The organism is Streptomyces atroolivaceus, from assembly GCF_000717025.1.
Taxonomy (GTDB): Bacteria; Actinomycetota; Actinomycetes; order Streptomycetales; family Streptomycetaceae; genus Streptomyces; species Streptomyces atroolivaceus.
This window is the reverse complement of record NZ_JNXG01000090.1, coordinates 1-235: the sequence shown is the minus strand read 5'-3', so window position 1 is coordinate 235 and position 235 is coordinate 1. Positions and strand designations below refer to the sequence as shown.

Below are 235 nucleotides of genomic sequence, written 5' to 3'. Positions count from 1 at the left end.
CCTGCCCTACAAGGTGATGTTCCCCGGCCCGACCGGCACCAACGCCGTCGAGTCGGCGCTGAAGCTGGCCCGCAAGGTCAAGGGCCGCGAGTCGGTCGTGTCGTTCACCAACGCCTTCCACGGGATGTCGCTGGGTTCGCTGGCCGTGACCGGCAACGCCTTCAAGCGGGCCGGCGCCGGTATCCCGCTGGTCCACGGCACGCCGATGCCGTTCGACAACTACTTCGACGGCCAG

Annotated in this window: 1 protein-coding gene; it reads left to right on the top strand. The window is 68.5% G+C overall.

Features of this window, described 5'->3' with window-relative positions; all coding sequences use genetic code 11:
- A partial coding sequence (locus OO67_RS35545) for an aminotransferase class III-fold pyridoxal phosphate-dependent enzyme (RefSeq protein ID WP_033305970.1) occupies window positions 1-235 on the top strand: 235 nt, incomplete at both ends.